This window comes from Campylobacter volucris, assembly GCF_008011665.1.
GTDB classification, from domain to species: domain Bacteria; phylum Campylobacterota; class Campylobacteria; order Campylobacterales; family Campylobacteraceae; genus Campylobacter_D; species Campylobacter_D volucris_A.
Map to the genome: position 1 here is coordinate 122,410 of NZ_VOWJ01000023.1, position 21,655 is coordinate 144,064.

At 27.6% G+C, this 21,655-nt stretch carries 19 protein-coding genes and 1 tRNA gene; 7 read left to right on the plus strand and 13 right to left on the minus strand.

Annotated features, from left to right (window positions below; genetic code table 11):
- Window positions 1-4 precede the first annotated feature (4 nt).
- The 3 genes from gyrB to dnaA form a co-directional block, all read right to left on the minus strand.
- Window positions 5-2,323 (minus strand): DNA topoisomerase (ATP-hydrolyzing) subunit B, encoded by a 2,319-nt coding sequence (gyrB, locus tag FPD38_RS04870; RefSeq protein WP_147555620.1) that lies wholly within the window; start codon window positions 2,321-2,323, stop codon window positions 5-7.
- Window positions 2,324-2,332: 9 nt separating this feature from the next.
- A complete protein-coding gene (gene dnaN, locus FPD38_RS04875) occupies window positions 2,333-3,400 on the minus strand; it encodes a DNA polymerase III subunit beta (protein ID WP_147555621.1) in 1,068 nt (355 codons plus the stop codon).
- Between the two features lie 133 nt (window positions 3,401-3,533).
- Window positions 3,534-4,865, minus strand: coding sequence for a chromosomal replication initiator protein DnaA (gene dnaA / locus FPD38_RS04880; RefSeq protein WP_147555622.1), 1,332 nt, complete (start codon window positions 4,863-4,865; stop codon window positions 3,534-3,536).
- Window positions 4,866-4,992: 127 nt separating this feature from the next.
- Between dnaA and ruvC the strand changes: the two genes are divergently transcribed.
- Window positions 4,993-5,463 (plus strand): crossover junction endodeoxyribonuclease RuvC, encoded by a 471-nt coding sequence (gene ruvC, locus FPD38_RS04885; RefSeq protein ID WP_147555623.1) that lies wholly within the window; start codon window positions 4,993-4,995, stop codon window positions 5,461-5,463.
- Here the strand turns inward: ruvC and FPD38_RS04890 are convergent.
- Window positions 5,460-6,086: a hypothetical protein gene (locus tag FPD38_RS04890; RefSeq protein WP_147555624.1), complete on the minus strand. Its 627-nt coding sequence runs from the start codon at window positions 6,084-6,086 to the stop codon at window positions 5,460-5,462. The genes ruvC and FPD38_RS04890 overlap by 4 nt on opposite strands.
- A gap of 109 nt (window positions 6,087-6,195) precedes the next feature.
- Here FPD38_RS04890 and FPD38_RS04895 point away from each other — a divergent pair, with 109 nt between their 5' ends.
- Entirely contained in the window at window positions 6,196-6,834 is a 639-nt protein-coding gene (locus tag FPD38_RS04895) for a DUF305 domain-containing protein (protein WP_261798295.1), read from the plus strand.
- 6 nt (window positions 6,835-6,840) lie between these two features.
- On the opposite strand, the gene FPD38_RS04900 is transcribed toward FPD38_RS04895, so the two are convergent.
- From FPD38_RS04900 to FPD38_RS04910, 3 genes are all read right to left on the minus strand, one after another.
- A tRNA-Val gene (locus FPD38_RS04900) sits at window positions 6,841-6,916 on the minus strand.
- Between the two features lie 48 nt (window positions 6,917-6,964).
- Window positions 6,965-8,155 (minus strand): replication-associated recombination protein A, encoded by a 1,191-nt coding sequence (locus FPD38_RS04905; RefSeq protein WP_147555625.1) that lies wholly within the window; start codon window positions 8,153-8,155, stop codon window positions 6,965-6,967.
- On the minus strand, window positions 8,155-9,312 hold the full coding sequence (locus FPD38_RS04910; protein ID WP_147555626.1) for a YdgA family protein: 1,158 nt from the start codon (window positions 9,310-9,312) through the stop codon (window positions 8,155-8,157). Before FPD38_RS04910 ends, FPD38_RS04905 begins: the two co-directional genes overlap by 1 nt.
- A gap of 144 nt (window positions 9,313-9,456) precedes the next feature.
- Here FPD38_RS04910 and glmM point away from each other — a divergent pair, with 144 nt between their 5' ends.
- The 3 genes from glmM to hemJ are packed head-to-tail and all read left to right on the plus strand — an operon-like array spanning window position 9,457 to window position 11,682.
- Window positions 9,457-10,794, plus strand: coding sequence for a phosphoglucosamine mutase (gene glmM, locus FPD38_RS04915; protein ID WP_147555627.1), 1,338 nt, complete (start codon window positions 9,457-9,459; stop codon window positions 10,792-10,794).
- Complete coding sequence (gene lspA, locus FPD38_RS04920; protein WP_147555628.1) at window positions 10,787-11,248, plus strand: signal peptidase II; 462 nt, start codon at window positions 10,787-10,789, stop codon at window positions 11,246-11,248. The genes glmM and lspA overlap by 8 nt, the downstream gene beginning before the upstream one ends.
- Window positions 11,233-11,682 carry a protoporphyrinogen oxidase HemJ gene (hemJ, locus tag FPD38_RS04925; RefSeq protein ID WP_147555629.1) on the plus strand — a complete coding sequence of 150 codons (450 nt, stop codon included), beginning with the start codon at window positions 11,233-11,235 and terminating at the stop codon, window positions 11,680-11,682. The genes lspA and hemJ overlap by 16 nt, the downstream gene beginning before the upstream one ends.
- A 19-nt stretch (window positions 11,683-11,701) precedes the next feature.
- Here the strand turns inward: hemJ and FPD38_RS04930 are convergent, their stop codons facing one another.
- Window positions 11,702-13,039: a coproporphyrinogen III oxidase family protein gene (locus FPD38_RS04930; RefSeq protein ID WP_147555630.1), complete on the minus strand. Its 1,338-nt coding sequence runs from the start codon at window positions 13,037-13,039 to the stop codon at window positions 11,702-11,704.
- Window positions 13,040-13,109: 70 nt separating this feature from the next.
- Here FPD38_RS04930 and FPD38_RS04935 point away from each other — a divergent pair, with 70 nt between their 5' ends.
- On the plus strand, window positions 13,110-13,292 hold the full coding sequence (locus FPD38_RS04935; protein ID WP_147555631.1) for a mini-MOMP protein: 183 nt from the start codon (window positions 13,110-13,112) through the stop codon (window positions 13,290-13,292).
- Window positions 13,293-13,435: 143 nt separating this feature from the next.
- Here FPD38_RS04935 and FPD38_RS04940 read toward each other — a convergent pair whose 3' ends face one another.
- From FPD38_RS04940 to ccoG, 5 genes are all read right to left on the minus strand, one after another.
- On the minus strand, window positions 13,436-14,878 hold the full coding sequence (locus FPD38_RS04940; protein WP_147555632.1) for an efflux transporter outer membrane subunit: 1,443 nt from the start codon (window positions 14,876-14,878) through the stop codon (window positions 13,436-13,438).
- Complete coding sequence (locus FPD38_RS04945; protein ID WP_147555633.1) at window positions 14,871-17,993, minus strand: efflux RND transporter permease subunit; 3,123 nt, start codon at window positions 17,991-17,993, stop codon at window positions 14,871-14,873. Before FPD38_RS04945 ends, FPD38_RS04940 begins: the two co-directional genes overlap by 8 nt.
- Complete coding sequence (locus FPD38_RS04950; protein ID WP_147555634.1) at window positions 17,993-19,090, minus strand: efflux RND transporter periplasmic adaptor subunit; 1,098 nt, start codon at window positions 19,088-19,090, stop codon at window positions 17,993-17,995. The genes FPD38_RS04945 and FPD38_RS04950 overlap by 1 nt, the downstream gene beginning before the upstream one ends.
- A gap of 72 nt (window positions 19,091-19,162) precedes the next feature.
- Window positions 19,163-19,786, minus strand: coding sequence for a TetR/AcrR family transcriptional regulator (locus FPD38_RS04955; RefSeq protein ID WP_147555635.1), 624 nt, complete (start codon window positions 19,784-19,786; stop codon window positions 19,163-19,165).
- Window positions 19,787-19,791: 5 nt separating this feature from the next.
- On the minus strand, window positions 19,792-21,162 hold the full coding sequence (ccoG, locus tag FPD38_RS04960; RefSeq protein WP_147555636.1) for a cytochrome c oxidase accessory protein CcoG: 1,371 nt from the start codon (window positions 21,160-21,162) through the stop codon (window positions 19,792-19,794).
- A gap of 171 nt (window positions 21,163-21,333) precedes the next feature.
- Here ccoG and rpsU point away from each other — a divergent pair, with 171 nt between their 5' ends.
- The gene (gene rpsU / locus FPD38_RS04965; protein WP_002780697.1) at window positions 21,334-21,546 is read left to right on the plus strand and encodes a 30S ribosomal protein S21; all 213 of its coding nucleotides are present in this window, start codon (window positions 21,334-21,336) and stop codon (window positions 21,544-21,546) included.
- The last annotated feature ends 109 nt before the right edge of the window (window positions 21,547-21,655 follow it).

Below are 21,655 nucleotides of genomic sequence, written 5' to 3' on the forward strand. Positions count from 1 at the left end.
AAAATCAAACATCTAAATGTTTGACATCTTTAGCGTGAGTTTGTATATATTCACGGCGAGGTTCTACATCATCTCCCATAAAAAGATTAAAAGTATCATTTGCACTTTGAGCATCTTCTATAGTAATCTTTAATAAACGACGATTATTTGGATCCATAGTAGTTTCCCATAATTGATCAGGATTCATCTCACCAAGACCTTTATAACGCTGTATATAAGCACCTTTTTTAGCATTTTTTTCTACATCATCTAAAATTTCTAATACATCTTTATCAAATTTCAAATCTCTATCTTTAATTTTTTGATAAATATAATTTGCTTCTTCATAAAGAGGATGAGTAAATAAATCATCATTTATTATAAGTTCTTCTAAACCATTTTCAGTTTGTACATAAAGACGAATTTCATTTTCATTGATATATGAATTTAAGATATTATGATTTTGTTTTTCTAAAAATTCTTTAATAATATCAAATAATTTTTGATTATCTAATCTTATAAAATCAGGATTTTCTATCAAATATCTAATCACTGAAATGACATTAAATCTTTTTTCTAATTCTTTTAAAACATTTTTATATGCTGCGACTATTTTTAAAAAATCTTTTAAATCATTTAAACCTATACCTTCGTAAGGTAAAGTTTCTATACCAGTTTCTATTAGATAATCATTTAAAGCTTTTTCATCTTTTAAATAAATTTCTTTTTTTTGTCCTTTTTTATAGCGATATAAAGGTGGTTGAGCTAAATAAATATGACCATTTTTAACTAAATCATTCATAAAACGGAAGAAAAATGTTAAAAGCAAAGTTTGTATATGAGATCCATCTACATCAGCATCTGTCATAATGATAATTTTATGATATCTTAATTTTTCTATATCAAATTCATCTCCTATTCCACAACCAAAAGCTGTAATCATATTTTGAATTTGTTCAGATTTTAAAATCTTATCAAGTCTTGCTTTTTCAACATTAAGTATTTTTCCTCTTAAAGGTAAAATAGCTTGAAAAGTTCTTTCTCTACCCTGTTTTGCCGAACCTCCTGCACTATCTCCCTCAACTAAATAAATTTCACTTTCACTTGGATCTTTACTTTGACAATCAGCTAATTTTCCAGGTAAAGTTCCTACACTTGAACTTTCTTTTTTTCTTGTTAATTCTCTTGCTTTTTTAGCAGCTTCTCTACCACGAGCAGCCATTAAAGCTTTATTCATAATAGCTTTTGCTTCTATAGGATTTTCTTCAAAATATTTTGTTAAATATTCAAAAGAAGCTTTTGAAACTATAGGGCGAACATAAGAAGAACCTAATTTACCTTTAGTTTGTCCTTCAAATTGAGGTTCAGGAACTTTTACACTAACAACAGCTATCAAACCTTCTCTTACATCTTCACCTGTGATTTTAGAATCTTTTTCTCTAACACTAGCATTTGCTTCTATATAATTACTTATTACTCTTGTAAGACCCATTCTAAAACCAGCTTCGTGAGTTCCACCATCTGGAGTTTTAATATTATTTACAAAAGAAAGTAAATTTTCACTATAACTATCATTATAAAGCAAAGCTACTTCCACATTTACATCTTCTTCATCTACATTAAAAAATATGGCTTTAGTTAAAGCTTGTTTTTTATTCATATCCATTACAAATTGGCTTATACCACCTTCATAATGAAAACTTTCACTTTTTCCTATACGATTGTCTTTAAAATTTATAGTTATTTTTGGATTTAAATATGCAAGTTCTCTAAATCTTTTTGCTAAAATTTCATAATCAAAATTAGTTATTTCAAAAATTTGATCATCTGGCCAAAATTCTATGATTGTCCCTGTTTTTTTACTAGTTCCTATTGTTTCAAAATTACTTATTACTTTTCCTTCTGAAAATTCTTGTCTGTAAATTTCGCCATCTCTATGAACTGTAGCCACAAGTTTTTTTGATAAAGCATTTACAACACTTACACCAACTCCATGAAGTCCTCCAGAAACTTTATAAGTATCTTTATCAAATTTACCACCTGCATGTAAAACAGTTAAAACAACAGTTAAAGTAGGCATATTTTCAGTAGGGTGCATACCAACAGGAATTCCACGACCATTATCGCTAACTATACAAGAACCTTCAGTGGTAATTTCTACATCTATAGTATCACAATATCCGGCCATAGCTTCATCTATAGAATTATCTACTACTTCATAAATCATATGATGAAGTCCGCCTATGTTTGTATCACCTATATACATACCAGGGCGTTTTCTAACAGCTTCTAAGCCTTTTAATACTTTTATATTTCCAGCACCATAATTTTGATTTTCTTGCATTTATTTTCCTTATAAAATTACTGGCATTATTACAGTTTGTAATTCTTCACTTGAAACTAAAAAAGCCATGTGAGGTTCATTTATACTTAGTTTGAAAGTTTCACTTTCTATAGAATTTAAAAAGTCTGTAATGAATTTATTTTTTATACAAAGATTGAATTCTTCTTCTATGTCAAGTTCTATGTCAAGTTCAGTTTTTGCTTCCATATTATCTAAACTAATACCTTCAAATACTAATTTATTTTTATGAAAATTTAATTTCATTTTTTCAGTAATGACATTGATTTTTTTTAGTGCATCTGAAAAATCTTCGGTTTTAAAAATAAATTCTTTTGTGATATTTTTTGGTATAACTCTTTCATAATCAGGGAATTTATCATTGATAAGTTTTGTGAAAAATTCAAAATTATCATTTTTAGCAATTAATATATTTTCATCATAGTAAATTTCAATTTTTTCAAAGAAGATTTTTTGCATTTCAAGTATAGCTTTTTTAGGGATACAAAGATTTAATTCTTTTTCATTTGTTTTATTTAAAGTAAAAATTGCTAAGCGTTTTGTATCTGTTCCTACAAAATTTATATGAGTTGTTTTTATATCAAGCAATGCACCATTTAAAGAGTATTTTGGATTATTTGTATCTACTGCTGGTAAGATTTTTTTCAAAGATCTACTTAAATCACTTGAGTCAATATCAAATTTATCTTTACCTTCTATACTTGGAAAATTTGGAAAATCTTCATAATTAAACATAGGAAGTTTGTACTTTGTTCCTTTTTGTCTAATAAAAAGGAAATTTTCTATAGTTTCTAAAATGACATCTTCGTTATTTAAACTTTTGATAATATCTAATATACTTTTTGCATTAGCTGTTGCAAAACCTGCATTTTCAACTTTTATTTTTTTGATTTTATAGTTTATTCCTATTTCATAATCACTTGCTCTTATGATTAATTTATCTTCTATTACTTCAAAAAGAAGATGTGAAGCTATATTACTAGAATCTTTTTTATCAACATAAGAATTTGTTAAAACTATAGCTGATTCAAGGGTATTTTTGTTAATGCTTATTTTCATTTTTATTCCTTGTAATTTTTAAAATTTATTTTATCATAATAATAAGTAATGTGAAAATGTGAAAAAGTATTTTGAAACTTTTTTCTATAGCTTTTTTATTTATAGAATAAAAAATAATATTTTTCACATTTATTCACATATTACTTTTTATTTTTGTTAAAATTTTGTTTCTTAGTTCATCAATAATAATTTTTAAATTTTCATTTTCTTTAATGAGTTCTTGAATTTTTTTAATATTATGTGATATAGCTGTATGATCTTTCATATTAAAAAATCTTGCAAGTTGAGGCATAGACATCGTTGTTAATTCTCTTGCTAAAAATATCACTACTCTTCTTGCTATGACTATATTTTGTGTTTTTTTGTTTGATTTTATATCATTTGGTTTTAGATTATAGCTTCTTGAAACTTCACTTAGTATATCTTCAATGCTAATATTTTCTTTTGTTTCCTTGATATGATCTTTCATAAAGCTTTTTACTATTTCTAATGTGATTTTTTGATTAAAAAGTCTTGCTTGAGCATTTAAATTTGTAATCATTCCTTCAATTTCTCTGATATTATCTCCCATAGAAGTAGCAATATAGCTAATTACTTGTGAGTCAAGATCAATAGCATTAAATTCGCATTTTTTCTTAATAATTGCTATTTTTGTATCAAGTTCAGGTGGGGTAATATCTGCGATAATGCCATTTGCAAAACGACTTTTTAAACGCTCTGTAATGCCTTTTAGCATATTTGGAGGATTATCGCTTGTCATTATGATTTGGCCAAATTTTTCTTTTATTTCATTAAAGGTGAAAAAAAATTCTTCTTGAATTTTATCAGTTTTACCTAAAAATTGCACATCATCTATAAGCAATACATCACAACTTTTATATTTTTCATGAAATTTATTCATAGTTTTATTATTTAAATGTGAAGTAAAATCATTGATAAAATTATCACTTGTAGCATAAATGACTTTATATCCATTATCTAAACACACATTGCCTACTGCTTGAAGTAGATGCGTTTTGCCAAGTCCTGTAGGTCCATATATAAAAATAGGATTATATAATTTACCTAATTTATTTTTATTTGTGATGGCTTTGCAAGTTGCATAAGCGTATTGATTAGAATCACCTACAACAAAACTTTCAAAAGTAAAAGATGGATTGAGTATAGTACTTTGAGCTTTAATTTGTGAAATATCTATTTTAGAATTATTTTTATTTGAAGATTTTGTTTCATTTGTACTTATGGTAATTTGAGGATTAATGCCAGTTTTTACTTCATAAAAATAAGCTAATTTTTGTGCATATTTTGTTTGTATAAATTTAGCTAAAAAATGATTAGGGGCTATAAATACCAAATTGTTATTTTTACTTAATTTTTCACTAAATTGTAAATGCGTGATATAAGCTTGGTATTCATTATCGGTAATTTCGGTTTTAAATTCTTGTAAAAATTCTTTTATGTCCATTAATTTTTCTTAAAATTTTTAGTAGTTTAAAAGTTTGAATTTTAGCTTAGAGTTTATAAAAAATTGTTAAAATTATTCACAATAAAATATAAAATTTCACATTTTATGTGAATAAAAAGGTGAAAAGTTGAAAGTTTTAGGAATTGATCCTGGTTCTAGGTATTGTGGATATGCAATTGTGGAAAAAATAAATAATAAAAATAACCTTATAGAAGCAGGGCTTATAAAAATCAAACCCAATGATCTTCAATATCAAATCACAGAACTTTGTGAAGGCCTTGATTTAATTTTTAAAAATCATCATTTTGATGAGGTAGCAATAGAGGATATATTTTTTGCTTATAATCCAAAAACGGTTTTAAAGCTTGCTCAATTTCGAGGAGCTTTGAGTTTAAAAATTTTACAAATACATGGAGAATTTGCTGAATACACACCATTGCAAGTAAAAAAAAGTGTTACAGGTAAAGCAAAGGCTACAAAAGAACAAGTTGCATTTATGGTTAAAAGATTACTTGGAATTTCAAAAGATATAAAGCCACTTGATATAACTGATGCTATAGCAGTGGCTTTAACTCATTTGGCTAATTTAAGAGCTTAGTTTCCTATAAAATAAATTTCAACATCGCGTAAAAGTTTTTCACATACAGCTGAATCTGTATTTTTATCGACAACTAGATTGATATGATTTTTAGTGTCTCTAAAACTTCCTGCAGATTTTGAATTTTTCATTTCTAATTTTTGATTGTCTTTTAAATATTTGATAGTGATTACAAATTTAGTCGCAGCACTTGCTTCACCAAGATTAGTTTCTATAACTACATTCATATTTGATGCTTTTGCTAAAGTGGCTTGAGTTTTGTTAAGAATTTCTTTCATTCTTCTATTAAGTTCTAAAATTTTTGAAATAAATTTATTGTCAATACTTTCAAAAGAAACTTTAAGTTTATTCATAATTTCTTGATTTGTCGGTTTATCAGGAGCTGTATAAACCATATAAAAACCATTTTTAATATCTACTTTAGTACTTTTTGCATCTCTTCCACTTCCAAAAACTTTGACATAAATAGCATTATCAAGATAAACTCTATCTATCATAGGACCATAAATTTCATACTCTCTTTTTCTTACTATGACTTCTCTTGATGCTACTTGAATTTTAACTGAACATTCGTGGATTATAGGTTCCATTTCTTTTTTGATTTCAAGTAGTTCTTTAAGCATTCATTATCCTTAGTTTAATTATTTTTGATAAATTATAACAAAAAAATATTTTAGTTTAAATATTTTATAATATGAGCTAATAATCAAAATATAAATCGAGGATAAAACAATGATAAAAACAAAAATTTTAATTTCGAGTTTAATCTTTACAAGTTTTTTGTTTGCTATGGATTCGCATCATCAACATCATGGAAGTCTTAAAAATAAAAATCATCAAAGTGTTTCAACTCAAATTATGGATAAGATGCATGAAGAAATGATGAAAAATCCTTTAGTTCAAACTAATGATATTGAAAGAGATTATTTAACAAATATGATACCACATCATCAAGGTGCTATTGATTCTTCTAAGCTTTTATTACAACACACCAAAAGTGAAGAAATGAAAAAAATTGCAACCAATATAATCAATGCTCAAGAAAAAGAAATTCAAGAATTTAAAGAAATTTTAGAAAAAAATCTTTACAAAAAAACTCAATTAAGCGAAGAAGAATATAAAAAATTTGTTCAAGAAGAAAAAGAATTGATGCAAAAAATGATGCTTTTAATGGGTGCTGTTAAAGAAAGTAAAAATATCAACAAAGATTTTTTAGAAGGTATGATCGCTCATCATCAAGGTGCTGTTGATGCTTCTAAACAGATATTGTTTTATTCTAAGGATAAAACTATAAGAGAAATTGCTAAAAAAATCATTTTAGATCAAGAAAAAGAAATTCGAGAATTTACACAATTATTAAAATATATGTAAGCAAAATGGTGGCTCCGATTGGACTTGAACCAACGACCACCACCATGTCAAGGTGGTGCTCTACCAACTGAGCTACGGAACCTTAAAAAAACAAAAATTATATAAAAATATTTTTACATTGTGCTTAAATTTAGCCTTTAGGTTTTTTCATGTCTTTTAACCACAAATTTAGTTGCGCTTCAAAACCTATACCTTTACTATGATAAAATCTTAAATTTTTTTCTAAGTATTGTTGTTTTACCCAACCTCCAAAATCATGTGGGTAAAGATAGTTTTTTCTTTGAGGATTATTGTTATCAAGATGAGGTAAAATTTTTAATGTAGGGTTGTTTTGGACATAATTTAGAGCAGAATTTATAGCTAGATAGCTTGAGTTTGATTTGGGTGAGCTTGCTAAAAAAACTACACATTGAGCTAAGATGATCCTAGCTTCAGGATAGCCTATGTTTTTTACAGCTATTAATGTGCTTGTGGCTAAATTTAGTGCTTGTGGATTTGCATTAGAGATATCTTCACTAGCAAAGATAACTAATCTTCTAGCGATAAAATCCGCACTTTCTCCCCCATCAATCAATCTTGCAAGATAATACAAACTCGCATCTACATCACTCCCTCTTAGACTTTTTATCAAAGAACTTGCAAGTTTATAATGTGTATCTTTACTTGAAGTGCCATCACTTAAAACATTAGCTCTTAGTTTTTTTAAAGTTTCAAGCTTGATATGTGTAGGATTTAATGCTAATGCAAATTCGCATAAATTTAAAAAACTTCTAGCATCATTCGCACTTGAGGTGATTAAAAAATCTTTTGCATCATCATCGATTTTGCATTGTAATTTCTCTTGAATTTTTAAAGCTAATTTTTCTAAATCTTGGTTTTTTAAACCTTTAAATTCAAAAAGCATAGTCCTGCTTCTAATGCCTGAAGTTAAAGTAAAATAAGGATTTTCAGTGCTTGCACCTATGAAAATGCACTTTTGATTTTCTAAAGGAATTAAAAGCATTTCTTGTTGAGTTTTTGAGAGCCTGTGAATCTCATCGATAAAAATTAAAGGTTTATATAAAGAATTTTCATAATTATTTAGTATTTTTCTAAGATCTTCAAGCTTAAAATTTCCACCATCAAATTCAAAAAAATCCACTTTAAAATCATTTGCTACAGCTCTTGCAAAAGAAGTTTTTCCACATCCTGCTGGACCAAAAAATACACTATGGGGAAGTTTTGAAAGTGATATAAATCGTTTAAAAATTTCTACTAAATTTTCTTGTCCTAAAATTTCATCAAGAATTTTAGGACGAAATTTCAGACTTAAATTTGGCATTATAAGTTTGAATTAAATTCTTCTCCATTAAGAATAATTTTAATATCACTTTTATTGGTATCATCATAATTAAAATCTAGTGTATAGCTTCCGTTATTATCTACAAAATACATATCAAAATTATTAAATTGCGGATTGATTTGACTTGGAAGAAGTTCAGATTTAATATTTGCTTGAGTTTTTATGTTGTTATTTTTTATTAGAGCTTGAGCTTTTGCTTGAAATTTCTTTTCTTCTTTTAAAAATGAAAAATCATTTAAGAAAAATTCTGGATCACTTTTTAAGAATTGACTAAATAGTATCATCATTGAAAAAAAATCTCCATTTGATTGTAAATACTGATCATAAGCTTTTTTAGATAAATTAGTAAAATTTAAATCTACATTGATATTATCTAATGAAAAATCCTTAAAAGGTGCTTGGAATCGATTGATATTAAGTTTTAACAAACCATCATAATCATTGTTTGCATTGATTGTAGTTTTTATATCAGCTTTTAATGTATTAATAATTGCATCTTGCAAGTCAATTAGTTCTATATTAATTTTTTGTTCTCCATTGTGTGAAGAGTTAAAAATATCTTCAAATTTCAATCCTTCAAAAGGAAATTCTGTTATTTGAGCATTTTTTAATTCTAATTTTTTATAATCATCTTCAAATAAAAAATGATTTATATCTAATTGAATTTTTTCTACAAATTTTTCCTTGAGATCAATGTGAATATCAAAATTTTTGATTAATAATGTTTTATTATCTTTGGTTGTATTAATATCATTGAATTTAGCATTAATAGCTATTTTATCATGTGTTTTAATATTAACAAATATTTTCATTATTTCTTTATTTGTAAAAAAGTCATTAATATCTTCATTTTCATTTATAATGGAAATTTTTGCATTATTGCTTGCAAAGAAAATATTTGAAAAATCAATATTGATTGTAAAAATATAAGGCAAATCATTTAGTAAAATTTTAAAACTTCCTTTAGAATTTAAGAAATTTTTAGTGTAATTGATATCTTCAACTTGATAATAATCTGTGTTTTTACTTATTTGATTAAAAATTTTTTCATTGATAGAATTAATATAAAAAGTTGAAATAAAAAATAAAACAACAAGTGATATTAAAAAAATAATTCCCATAATAATTTTTTTCATATTTTTCCTTGAAAGTAAATTTTTGTTTGATTTTTAAAATTTTGTATAGTGTTTTTAAAAATTAAAATATTATAAAATTTTTATATTTATACATTACTTAACTTTTTTTTCTATAATTGTATCATTTTAAATAAAAGGTAAAAAATGAAACTTTTTGGAACTGATGGGGTTAGAGGAAAAGCTGGGGAATTTTTAGATCCATTTTTAGCAATGCGTTTAGCAATGGCTGCTGGAATTTATTTTAAAGATAAAGCTATTACAAATAATATTTTAGTCGGAAAAGACACAAGAAGAAGCGGTTATATGATAGAAAATGCCATAGTTTCAGGGCTAACTTCTATAGGTTATAATGTGATAGAAATAGGGCCTATGCCAACACCTGCAATCGCATTTTTGACTGAAGATATGCGTTGTGATGCAGGTATTATGATATCAGCTTCACATAATCCTTATTATGATAATGGGATTAAATTTTTTGATGCACATGGTAATAAATTAGATGAACAAGCAGAAGCTAAAATTGAAGAAATTTATTTTAACGATAAGCTTATAGAAGAAGCTAAAACTACTAAAGCACAAATTGGTCAAGCAAAAAGAATTGATGATGTTATTGGTAGGTATATTGTTTCTATTAAAAATTCTTTCCCTAAAAATTTGACTTTAAAATCAATGCGTGTGGTACTTGATGTGGCTCATGGTGCATCGTATAAGGTTGCCCCGACAGTATTTAAAGAGCTTGGAGCTGATGTAATTGTGATCAATGATAAACCAAATGGTTTAAATATTAATGAAAATTGTGGAGCTTTGCATCCTTTAACTTTGGCAGCAGAAGTGAAAAAATTTAGAGCTGATGTGGGATTTGCTTTTGATGGAGATGCAGACCGCTTAGTGGTTGTAGATGAAAAAGGTGAAGTAGCTCATGGAGATAGTTTGCTTGGAGTATTGGCTTTGTTTTTGAAAAAACAAGGAAAATTAAAATCAAGCGTAGTAAGCACTATAATGAGCAATGGCGCTTTAAAAGAATTTTTAAACAAACACAAAATTAAACATGAAACTTGTAATGTTGGGGATAAATATGTTTTAGAAAAATTAAAAGAATGCGATGGTAACTTTGGTGGTGAGCAAAGTGGGCATATTATTTTTAGTGATTATGCTAAGACAGGTGATGGTTTAGTTGCTGCGTTGCAATTTAGTGCTTTAATGCTTAGTGAAGAAAAAAGCGCTAGTGAAATTCTAAGCCAAGTTAAGCCTTATCCTCAACTTTTGCATAATCTTAAAATTTCAGAAAAAAAAGATTTATCCACTCTTGAAGGTTTAGATGCTTTAAAACAAGATTTAGAAAAAAAAGGAATTGCAAGTTTGTTTAGATATTCAGGGACTGAAAATTTAATTCGTTTGTTATTAGAAGCTAAAGATGTAAAAATACTAGAAAAACAAATGAAAGATGTGGAAAAATTTTTTATGAAAGCACTTAATGCTTAAAATTTTTCCTTTGAAATTTTGGGCTATTTTTGCTATTGTTTTTGCATTAGATCAAGCTAGCAAATATTTATTTTTACAAGGTTTAGAGTATAAGGGTGAATTTTTTGATTTGATTTTGACTTATAATACTGGCGTAGCCTTTTCAATGCTAGCTTTTTTGGGTGTATATTTAAAATACATACAACTTGCATTTATCGTGGTGTTATTTGGATATTTGTTCTATCAAAAAGAATTTTTAAAAACCCATCTTGTAGCTTTTGCGATAATGCTAAGTGCAGGGTGTTCAAATTTATTAGATAGATTTGTTCATATTGGCGTGGTTGATTTTGTATTTTGGCACAAATGGTTTGAATTTGCTGTGTTTAATTTGGCTGATGTTATGATAAATATTAGCGTAGTAATGATCTTAGTAAAAGAATTTTTAAATAAGGAAGAAAAATGCAAGATTTTATAATTGAGTGGTATTTGTGGATTAAAATGGTGCATTATTTAGCTTTTGTTTCTTGGATGGCTGGATTATTTTACCTACCAAGACTTTTTGTTTATCATGCAGAAAATAGTAATAATAAAGGCTTTGTAGATGTGGTAAAAATTCAAGAGCGTAAATTGTATTTTTATATACAAACTCCTGCGATGATAGTAACTTTAATTAGCGGCAGTTTAATGCTTCATGTTAATAAAGTTTTGATGGTAGGATCTGGGTTTATGCATGTAAAATTAACCTGTGTTTTGCTTTTGATTGTTTATCATTTGCAAAATTATTATTATTTAAGACAATTGCAAAATGATGTATGCAAAAAAAGCGGTAAATTTTTTAGAATTTATAATGAAGTTCCGACTATATTGTTTATTATCATTGCGATAATGATGGTTGTAAGGCCATTTTAATAAAAGTCTTTTAAGGCTTTTATCCTTTAAATTCCATACTTTTAAAATCAAGCGGATCAACATTTTCTTGCATGATGTTAATATGTTCTTTATCTTGTAAGCGTTTATCATCTCTAAATACAGCACGCACTAAATCCATACCTGTATAAAAATCTTTCATTAAAACCATGAATAAATAGCGCCCAAATTCGCTTATGTATAATGTATTATTTTCTTTTTTAATAGCTTTGTTTAGTTTAAGACCTAAAAGTTCTATAAAAAGATCTTTTTCTAAATCACATTCTAAAGTTTTATTAAATTTATCAATTTCTATTTTTCCTGTAAACATTTCTGTTAAAAATACATATTTGATAATTTCTTTCTTGCTAAAATTAGCTTTAGCTATGTTTGCATTTTGTTTTTCTTTAATTAAGCGAGAATAATCATTTAAATTAAAAGCATTGATTAAAAGCTCTCCATCTAAAAAGCTAAACGCACCGCTTCCAACTCCTAAATATTCATGATGAGAGCTTACATACTCATCATTAAGGCTACTTTTTTCTAAAGAAAAAGACCAAGCGTTATTTCTTTCATAATCTTTGAAAAAATCTACAATTATTTTATAAAATTCAAACTCATTATCTTCAAAGCTTACCCCTAAAGTTTTGGCTATATTGTCTTTAGTGAGATTTGATTTCATCAATGGATAAGTAGTGATTTGCTGAGGTTTTAAATTTTTAGCAATTTGTAAATCTTTTAGCAATTGTTCTTTAGTTTGGCTTGGAAAATTAAAAATTAAATCAAGACTCATAACAGGTAAAATTCCAATGGCTTTAGAAAGTTTTTCTTGTAATTGCTCGCTAGATCCAAATTTATGATATCTTGCTACTTTTTTGAGTATATCATTATCAAAACTTTGTATGCCACAGCTTAAGCGATCGATCAATCCTTTAAAAATTTCTAATTTTTTTGGCTCTATATGATTAGGATCAGTTTCACAAGAGATTTCCTTGATGCTAAAAAGTTTTTTACAAAGTTCTAAAGTTTTAGCTAACTCTGCTTCATTTATCAAAGTAGTACCACCACCAACATACATAGAGCTAAAATCAAAACCTTTATCTTTAATTTGTTTAATTTCTTCTCTTAAGCTTTTAAAATATCTTTTTGCTAAATTCTCATCATAGTAATATTTGTGAAAACTACAATATGGACAAAAAGTATGACAAAATGGTATGTGAGCATATAGCATATAAGATTTATTCAGATTTGCCTTTTTATCTTGTCCTGTTTTTAAAAGTTTTACATTAAAGCTATTTTTTAGAGATCGTTGCATAGCTTTATGTGAATATGCAAGTGTGATTTTTTGTAAAAAATTCATGCTTTTCCTAAAAGTTTGTAGTTGTCAAAATAAGGCTATAATTGTATCATATTTTTATAAAGGCTTAAATATGAAAAAAATATTTATAACTTGTTTGATTTTTATAATGATATTTTTAAATATAATCCACGCTGCCCCATTAGATGAAATCTTTCAAGATGTTAATGTTTCAGGTAAGATGCAATATCGTTTTGAGTATAATAATCCTAAAAACGATAAATCTCATCAAAGAATTAAAATTCCAACGCATTGATGGTTTAAAAAAGCAATTTTGGCATTTATTTTTTATCAATATAGTTGTCATATCTTTGAAAAGAGACTATAAAATATAAAGTTTCTATTGTCAAAATAATGCTTATTGTGTAGATTAATTCAAAAACAACTAGGCCCTAAGACTTAGTTGTTATAAAAGTTTTTTTCTAAATTTTCTTCCATAGCTTTAATGTTTTCTTTGGAATTTTCCTTAGCATTAAATCCACCGCCAAATGCTTTAATCACATCTACTATAGAATTTGCCAATTCATAAGAAGAACTAGTATATGAAAGTTTTGCGTTTAAATAATTTCTTTGATCTTGTAAAAAATCAGCTAAATTAATCACACCATTTTCATATCTTAAAGTAGAAATTTCATAAATTTTACTTTGAGCTATAAAGAGATTTTTGTAATTTTGCTCATTTTCATAATAGCTTTTGCGGTTAAATAAAGCTAGTCTGATTTCTGCAAATGCTGTTTTTAAGGTATTTTCATATTGTAAAAATGCTTCATCTTTAGCAAGTTTTGTTATATTGACATTATTTATTATTTCGCCCCAGTGAAAAATTGGCATCATAAAATTTCCAGCTATTCCCCAAGTACCACTTCCATTTTTGACTAATAAATCCAAATCTTTGCTTTGAAAACCTAAAAGTCCTGTCAAAGAAAGACTTGGCAAAAATGCACTTCTAGCAACTCCAACAAGATAATTTTTTTCTTCTAAAGTTTTTAAACTAGCTTGTATATCAGGTCTTTGAAGTAAAATTCCACTTCCTATGCCTTGTGGTATTTTAATATCATATTGTCCGATTTTTGAATAGTTTATGCCATTATAGAGTATATCATCGATATTGTTTGAAGTGAGTATTTTTAAAGCTTTAATATTTGCTTCTTTTTTCATTTTAGCATTGGTAAGTAATATTTTAGAATTTTCAAGTTCAGCTTTAAATTTATTAAGCTCATATTCTCCTATAACTCCTAATTTAAAATGCTCTAATTTTAAGTTATAGGTTTTTTGATAACTTTGCATATTTTCTACTAAAATTTTTTCTTGCTCGCTTAAATTTGCTATATTAAAGTATGTTTTTACGACATTAGAAATCAAACTAAGTCTAGCACTTTCGTAATCAAATTCGCTTGCTTTGAGTTTTGATTTAGATGCTCCATAATTGTCTCTATATTTTCCCCATAAATCAACTTCATAGCTTAAATTTAACCCCAAGTTAAAATCGTTTCCATAAATAAAGTTTTGAGTTTTATTACTTGGTGTATTGATGCTTGTTTTAGACCTTGCTCCGCTTGCACTAGCATCAAGCTTAGGAAACAAGTCACTTCTTGATATACCTAAAGCTTCATAAGCTTTTTGTAAATTTAAATAAGCAATTTGCAAATCGTTGTTGTTTGTTAATGCTTGTTCTACTAAAGCATCTAAATTAGAATCATTAAACATTTTCCACCATTGTTTGTCAATGCTTATATTTTCATCCAGACTTTGTGTATAATTTACATCAGAAATTTTTAAATTCGGTTTTAAACTGCAACCTACTATAAGAAGACATCCTATAAAGAGTAGTATTTTACGCATGTGTTTTACCTCTTTTTTTATCAAGCCAGTTGTTAAAACTTTCTAACAAATAGAAAAACAAAGGCACAAAAAATATTGCTATAGTGGAAGCTGCTATCATACCTCCAACAATTCCTGTCCCTATAGCATGACGACTTGCACTTCCTGCTCCATAAGCAAAAACTAAAGGTAAAATTCCACAAATAAATGCCAAAGAAGTCATTATAATAGGTCTAAATCTTAGTTTTGCTGCATTCACTGAAGCTTCAAAAATACTTTTACCTTTTTTAAGATGCTCTTCTATTGCAAATTCCACAATTAAGATTGCATTTTTGGCAGAAAGTCCTATTAAAAGTAAAAGTCCAGTTTGAAAATATATATCATTATCTATACCCCTTAGCCATACAAAAAGCAAAGATCCAAAAACAGCAAAAGGTACTGCTGTAACAACAGCTAAAGGCATGAGCCATCTTTCATATTGTGCAGCTAAGATTAAAAATACAAACAAAAGCCCTAGTGCAAAAGCAACTTGTCCAGCTCCACTACTTGTAACTTCTTGATATGCTGAACCAGCCCATGCTATAGAATAATCTTCACCAAGTGTTTCTTTTGCAACTTGTGCAATAGCGTTGATTGCTTGACCAGAGGTATATCCTGGTGCAGGAGTTCCTTGGATTAGTGCTGAAGGAAACATATTAAATCGTTTTACATCATCAGGTCCAACACTTCTTGAAAAAGTTAAGATACTATCAAGCGCTATCATAGAACCATCTTTTGCTCTAACAAAGATATTTTTTAAAGCATTTTGGGTATTTCTAAAATCGCCTAATGCACTAATATTAACACGATAGTTTTTGCCTAACATTGAAAAATCATTGATATAGTAGGTTCCTATGGTGGCACTTAAAGTATCAAAAACATCATTTAAATTTAAACCATATAGTTTTACTTTATCGCGATTAATATCTAGTTTAAATTGAGGAAAATTTGTATCAAGAGTTGTTCTTACATTGATGAGTTCTGGGCGTTTGTTTGCTACTTCTAATAATTTATTAACATCTTGCTGAATTTCATCATAACTTTTGCCACTACGATTTTGGGCATACATTTCAAAACCACCTGTTAAGCTTAATCCTTGTATAGGAGGTAAGTTGAAAAAGTATGATTGGAAATTAGGGTTTAAAAAATATTGTTTATTATACATACTAATAATATCAAAACTACTTGTATCTCTATTATCCCAATTTTTTAAATTGATAAACATTGCAGCAGAATTTTCTTTTAACGAACCCGTAAAAAGGTCATAACCTATCAATCCAACAACATTTGTGATATTTTCATTTTTCATTATTTGTTCGGTTAATGCATCAACTGATTGGGTTGTTCTATTTAGCGAAGAAGCAGCTGGTAAATTTACGATTGATAAAAAACTACCTTGATCTTCTTCAGGAACCAAAGAAGTTGGTACAATTTTAAATAATACTACTAATCCTATTAAGAATATACAATATATCAAAACAAATCTAATAGCTTTTTTTAATATATAAGCAACTCCAGCACCAAAAATATTAATAGACCAATCAAAAAAATCATTGAATTTTTTTACGATATAAAAAGGCTCGCTATGAGTTCTTTTTAAAAAGATTGCGCACAAAGAAGGGGTTAGTGTTAATGCTACAAAACCTGAAATCGTAACTGAAACAGCTAGAGTGATTGCAAATTGCTTTTGAATTTCTCCCACAAAGCCTGATATAAAAGACACAGGAATAAAAACTGCACAAAGCACAAGTACTATAGAAATAACTGGAGCTGCGACTTCCTCCATGGCTTTTATGGTTGCATCTTTTATACTGATATTTGGATCTTCATGTATGATTCTATCGACATTTTCAACAACAATGATAGCATCATCAACAACTATACCGATAGCCAAAATAAGTGCAAATAATGTTAGCAAGTTAATACTAAAACCTAAGACATAAAGCCCTGCAAAAGTTCCTAGTATGGACACTGGAACTGCTATCATAGGTATGATAGTTGAGCGGAAATTTTTTAAGAATAAATACATTACAATTACAACAAGGATTAATGCTTCAAAAAATGTCTTAACTACTTCTTTAATGGAAGTTTTGATAAATAAAGTAGTGTCATAAGGGATTTTATATGCTAAACCTTCAGGGAAGTTTTTGGAAAGTTCTTCAAATTTTTTATGCACTAACTCTGCAGTGCTAACAGCATTTGCTCCAGTTTGTAAAAAGATTAATATAGGAGTAGCACTAGAGCCATTTAATCTCCCATTAAAAGTGTATTCTCTTGAACCTAAAGCAACTTCTGCTACATCTTTTAATCTTAAAAATGATCCATCTTCATTGACTCTTAAAATGATATTTTCAAATTCTTTAGTATTTTTTAATCTTCCTTGCATAGTTACTGAATATACATAAGGAGATTTTTCTACCACAGGTTCTTGTCCTATTTTACCTGTAGAATATTGAGCATTTTGTTCTCTAACTGCTGTTATTACATCTGTGGCTGTGATTTGATATCTATTTAGTAAATCAGGATTTAGCCAAATTCTCATAGAATAATTTCTTGAGCCAACTGCTGCAGCATTGCCTACACCAGGAACTCTAGCAAGATCATCTAAAATATTTAATGCAGCATAATTATATACTTCTAACACATCCATAGATCCATCAGGCGAGTATAAACTTGCAATTTCTAAGATATTTGTCCCAGTTTTTCTAACACTAACTCCAGTTTTTTTTACTTCTTCAGGAAGTTTTGCCATAGCGGCTGAAATTCTGTTATTAACATCGACTGTTGCTTGATCAGGATCTGTTCCGATGTTAAAATACACACTTAGAGTCATTTCACCAGATGAACTTGAGGTTGAATCCATATAAATCATGTTCTCAACCCCATTGATAGCATCTTCAAGAGGTATCGCAACTGTTTGAGCTACGGTTTGTGCGTCAGCTCCTGCATAAGTAGCACTTACTTTAACAGCAGGAGGGGTTAAAGAGGGGTATTGTTCTACAGGTAAAGAATAAAGCCCAATGAGTCCAGCCAAAGATATAATAATAGAAACAACACAAGCAAAAACAGGTCTTTCTATAAAAAATTTAGAAAACATTACTTATTCTCCAATACACTAACACTTGAACCAGGTCTTATTTTTTTAAAGTTATTAATAATTACTTTGTCTCCATCTTTTAACCCTGTGCTGATAATCACTTTATCTGAAGTTTGATAAATGACATTAACAATGGTTTTTGCAACTTTTCCATCAACTAAAGTATAAACAAAAGTAGAGCTATCATCTTGCAATAATGCAACTTGTGGAATTTCAAAGCCATTTTTTTGTACAAAACCTCCAACGCTTACATTGGCAAATGATCCAGGCATTAAATCTGAAGTATTATTGTCAAAAATAGCTTTAGCTTTTACTCCCCCGCTATTTGCATCTATAACACTATCTACAAAATATAATTTTCCATTATAAATTTCACCGCCAATATTAGCTTGAACTTGAATATCTTCTAATTGCCAGTTTCCATTTTTTATATTTTTATTCATACTAATTTTATCTACATCTGAGATATAAAAATCTGCAAAAATTGGATTAATGTTTGTAATGCGTACTAAATCAGTATTAGCAGTATTTACATAATCACCCACATCTACTAATGCATCGCTCAACACACCATCAAATGGAGCACTAACCACTGTGTATTTTAAATCTAATTTTGCATTGGAAAGTTTTGCTCTAGCACTTTCTAAAGTAGCTTTTGTAGAATTAAATTTAGCCAAACTTGCATCAAATTCTTTTTGAGAGATGGCATTTTTTTCTATCAAAATACTATCTCGTTCAAAATTTTTCTTTGCATCTTCAAAATTTGCTCTTGCAACTAGTGTATCACCATAAGCTATATTTACATTTGCTTGATATTTATCAGGTTCAATTAAAAATAATTTATCACCTTTTTTTACAGCTTGCCCACTTTTAAAATATTTTTGTTTTATTTCACCACTTACTTTAGGTTTTATTATGACATCTAAATCCGTGCTTAGCTTTGCTGGGTAAGAAAATTTTAAAGGTAAATCTTTACTTTGCATTGTTATAATATTTACAGGTTGAGGAGGTAGTTGTTTTACTTGATTATTTTGCTCTTTAGAGCAAGCTGATAAAATCATTAAAGCGCATATAGAAGCTATAATTTTAGTTTTCATTGAATTCCTTAATGTTGTATTTATAAAGTAATAAAATTGTTATAGTTTATTATTTATTTTAACAATATTTAGTTAATTAAAACCAACAAGTCCTTGAGTGAAAAGTTTGACAACTTTTTTTGCATGTTTTTTTTGTTCATTTTTATCCATTGAAGCTTTATTTTGAAATAAACTTTGTATAAAAAAAGAACCCCTAAGCATAGCACGGAAAGTATGACTTAAAAATTCCGCATTTCTTGCTAATTTTTTGTTTTCTTTTGCAAATCTTTGTTGAAGTATAGCTTCTACGCCGGTGTCATTATTGCCTTTTAACCATTTGGTAAAATTGATTTTTTCATTATAAATTTCAGAAAATAAAAGTCTTAAAATTGCAATAGTTTTTTCATTATAAAAAATTTCTAAATAAGCCAAAGCAAAATTATATAAAAAATCTTCTAAACTACTATTTTCTTTTGCTTTCATAGTTTCGTTAAAAATCTTTAGGAAATGATTTTCTGTAAAATCGTTTAAAATTGCTTCAAACAAGCCTTCTTTATTGTTATAATACTGATAAACAGAGGAAAAAGATCCGCCAGCTTCCTTGATAACATCTTTAAGATTGGTTGCTTCATAACCATTTTTTAAAAATGATTCTGCTGCAATTTGTTTTATTTTTTCAAGTCTTGCTTGAGATTTTGTTATTATTTTTTTATCCATCAATTTTACTCCTTGTAGTTTAAAAGTGAATTTTTTGGATATACAAAATTACTTTCTCTTGTAACAACGATTTTTTTATCATCTAAAGCATATGCTTTTATTGTTAAAGGTATAACAGTATCTTTTCTATCACTATTTGCTAATTTTTTCTTTGCTTTTAAAACTACTATTTGTTTGCTTTTTTGACCTGCATCAAGTTTAAATGACTTTTTAGGTCTAATAATTTCTAGGCTATCTTGCATATCTTTTAAATTTATATCAAAATAATACTCGTGTGGTTTATTATCTGTATTTTGAAATAAGAAGATATAAGCATTTGTAATTTCGATTTTATTTTTTGAAGTTTTATTGATGTTGTATAGTTCGCTTGATCGGTTGATGTTTAAAAGCATATGTTCTTTTTTGCTTCCCATAATTATTAAAGCTGTAAAAACTATGCATAAAACCATTAAATATCCAATAGTTCTAAATCTAAGGTATCTAACTTTTGTATTATCTTGGATAGCTTTTGCGCTTGTCCAATTAATCAAACTTGGGCGATCAAATTTAGCTTGAACTTTAGAGCAAGCATCAGCACATTCAAGGCAATTAATACACTCAAGTTGCATTCCTTGGCGTATATCTATATGTGTTGGACAAATTTTTACACATGCTTCACATCCTATGCATTCACCTTGTGGTGGTTTTTTGTGAAGTTTAGTGTGCCCATCGTAAATAACCCCACCTCTTTTTTCATCATAAATTACTTGTATGGTGTTGTCATCAAACATAACAGATTGTATTCTTGCATAAGGACATACATAAATACAAAATTTTTCACCTAAATAAACTATATCAAAAGTAAAAGCTAAAGAAGAGCAAAATAAAATTCCTAAAAGCAAAAGATGATCTTTAGGATTTTGTATATAGGTAAAAAAATCTTCAGGTGGAACAAAATACCACAAAAAAGCACTCATCATAATTAAAGATAAAATATAAAAAATCACAATGCTTAAAAATTTTCTTATAAAAAAGCCTTGAGAATGTTTTTGTTTATTTTCAATGCTTTTGTGAATTTTAAAAATTTTAGTTTGCAAAAGATCTCTATAAATAACTCTAGCAATAGTTTGAGGACAGGTCCATGCACACCAAATTCTTCCTGCTAGTGTAGTGATAAAAAGTATAGTTAAAAACATTCCTATAATCAAAAAAGGCATCAAATATAATTCTTGTGTGTCAAAAGCTATAAAAAATAAATTTAATTTTTTATGATCAAAGCTTAGTAAAAAAAAATGATTTTCATTGATTTTAATAAAAGGTAATAATATAAAAATTATCATAGATATAATATAAGCTATATATCTTTTTTTAGTAAAATTGGTAATACAACCACTCATGATAATCCTTGAATATGCATTATTATTTACATAATTTTAGTCTTATAAAATTAAAATATTCTTTGGTTTGAAATTCTAAATTTTTAAGATTTATATTTGACAAATAAAATATTTTTCAATATTGTGATATAATTTTAAGCCTAAATTTTATTAAGAAAGGTGGTGAGGGTAGTGCCAGGAATTAAGGTGCATCCTAACGAGTCTTTTGATGAAGCGTATAGAAAATTCAAAAAACAAGTAGATAGAAATTTAGTTGTTACTGAAGTTCGTGCTAGAAGATTTTTTGAGCCTATGACTGAAATTCGCAAAAAACAAAAAATTTCAGCTCGCAAAAAAATGCTTAAAAGACTTTATATGCTTAGACGCTACGAGTCAAGACTCTAATACCAGAAAAGCCGAGAAATCGGCTTCATCTCCATAAATTTTTTATTGTATTTTATTGATTAGATTTTGTTAATATAATTTTTGTTAGAATTTATTTTAAAGTAATATT

Excerpts from the sequence above, each read along its gene's own strand:
- gyrB (WP_147555620.1), bottom strand. The coding sequence starts at position 2,323 with ATGCAAGAAAATCAAAATTATGGTGCTGGAAATATAAAAGTATTAAAA.
- dnaN (WP_147555621.1), bottom strand. The coding sequence starts at position 3,400 with ATGAAAATAAGCATTAACAAAAATACCCTTGAATCAGCTATAGTTTTA.
- dnaA (WP_147555622.1), bottom strand. The coding sequence starts at position 4,865 with ATGGACATAAAAGAATTTTTACAAGAATTTAAAACCGAAATTACCGAT.
- FPD38_RS04890 (WP_147555624.1), bottom strand. The coding sequence starts at position 6,086 with ATGCTTAAAGAACTACTTGAAATCAAAAAAGAAATGGAACCTATAATC.
- FPD38_RS04895 (WP_261798295.1), top strand. The coding sequence starts at position 6,196 with ATGATAAAAACAAAAATTTTAATTTCGAGTTTAATCTTTACAAGTTTT.
- FPD38_RS04905 (WP_147555625.1), bottom strand. The coding sequence starts at position 8,155 with ATGCCAAATTTAAGTCTGAAATTTCGTCCTAAAATTCTTGATGAAATT.
- FPD38_RS04910 (WP_147555626.1), bottom strand. The coding sequence starts at position 9,312 with ATGAAAAAAATTATTATGGGAATTATTTTTTTAATATCACTTGTTGTT.
- glmM (WP_147555627.1), top strand. The coding sequence starts at position 9,457 with ATGAAACTTTTTGGAACTGATGGGGTTAGAGGAAAAGCTGGGGAATTT.
- lspA (WP_147555628.1), top strand. The coding sequence starts at position 10,787 with ATGCTTAAAATTTTTCCTTTGAAATTTTGGGCTATTTTTGCTATTGTT.
- hemJ (WP_147555629.1), top strand. The coding sequence starts at position 11,233 with ATGCAAGATTTTATAATTGAGTGGTATTTGTGGATTAAAATGGTGCAT.
- FPD38_RS04930 (WP_147555630.1), bottom strand. The coding sequence starts at position 13,039 with ATGAATTTTTTACAAAAAATCACACTTGCATATTCACATAAAGCTATG.
- FPD38_RS04935 (WP_147555631.1), top strand. The coding sequence starts at position 13,110 with ATGAAAAAAATATTTATAACTTGTTTGATTTTTATAATGATATTTTTA.
- FPD38_RS04940 (WP_147555632.1), bottom strand. The coding sequence starts at position 14,878 with ATGCGTAAAATACTACTCTTTATAGGATGTCTTCTTATAGTAGGTTGC.
- FPD38_RS04945 (WP_147555633.1), bottom strand. The coding sequence starts at position 17,993 with ATGTTTTCTAAATTTTTTATAGAAAGACCTGTTTTTGCTTGTGTTGTT.
- FPD38_RS04950 (WP_147555634.1), bottom strand. The coding sequence starts at position 19,090 with ATGAAAACTAAAATTATAGCTTCTATATGCGCTTTAATGATTTTATCA.
- FPD38_RS04955 (WP_147555635.1), bottom strand. The coding sequence starts at position 19,786 with ATGGATAAAAAAATAATAACAAAATCTCAAGCAAGACTTGAAAAAATA.
- ccoG (WP_147555636.1), bottom strand. The coding sequence starts at position 21,162 with ATGAGTGGTTGTATTACCAATTTTACTAAAAAAAGATATATAGCTTAT.